Consider the following 881-nt stretch of genomic DNA (forward strand, 5'->3'; position numbering starts at 1 on the left):
ACCACCCGAGCACCCGACGCGAGTGCTCATCCCGAATCGCGCACAGGTACGCATCACCTTCACCGCAGGTCAGGTACGTGATGTCCGAGGTCCACACCCGATCGGTTCCACCCTGATCGAACGCGCGACCCACCCGATCCGGAGGGAACGACGCCGTCGGATCGACCCGCGTGGTCGCGACCGTGAAGGTGCGAGGGCTGATGCCCTCGATACCCATCTCGGCCATGATCTTCGCGACGGTGTTCTCCGAGACCGACACACCCTCGGCATGCAGGTCGGCGGTGATCCGAGGTGAGCCATAGGTGCGATGCGAGGCCTGCCAATGCGCCAGAATCTTCACCTCCAGATCGCGGCGCCGCTGCCGACGTGGCCCCACATCCACACGGGTCCGCCGATTCACCCAGGCGTAATAGCCCGATCGTGACACCCCGAGCAGGTCGGTGAGCGTCGTGATGTCGTGGTCGGCGCACTCTGCAGCTATGAGCTCGAACTTGCTCACCGATGTTGCTGGCCCGCAAAGTACGCCGATACTTTTTTCAGGAACGCGATGTCTCGGTCCCTCTCGGCCAACTCCGCACGCAGCCTGCGTAATTCGGCCCGATCAGCACCCGACATATCATCGTCGGGCGGCGCGTTCCGGGCGTCGCCGGCCGCGCCGTCGCGTCGACGTTCCTCACGTACCCATCTGCCCAGCAGGTTCTCGTGCACGTTGAGCTCGAGTGCTACCTCCGAGACCGGCCGGCCACCGTCAATCACCCGACGAGCAGCCTCCACCTTGAACTCAGGCGTAAACGACCGACGCGTCCTGGACATGGCGACATCCTCCCAGCAGAACCCTTCGTCCCGCTATCTCAGGTGTCCACCGAAACTGGGGAGGTTCA

General features: G+C 64.1%; 2 protein-coding genes. Both read right to left on the bottom strand.

Features of this window, described 5'->3' with window-relative positions:
- Positions 1–499: IS3 family transposase (locus MB1_RS24775; RefSeq protein ID WP_157084414.1), on the bottom strand; the 499-nt coding region annotated here is incomplete at its 3' end.
- Positions 496–813, bottom strand: a complete 318-nt coding sequence (locus tag MB1_RS24780) for a transposase (protein WP_066913783.1) — start codon at positions 811–813, stop codon at positions 496–498. The genes MB1_RS24780 and MB1_RS24775, both read right to left, overlap by 4 nt.
- Positions 814–881: the final 68 nt, after the last annotated feature.

The organism is Millisia brevis NBRC 105863 (assembly GCF_001552615.1).
Classification (GTDB): Bacteria; Actinomycetota; Actinomycetes; order Mycobacteriales; family Mycobacteriaceae; genus Millisia; species Millisia brevis.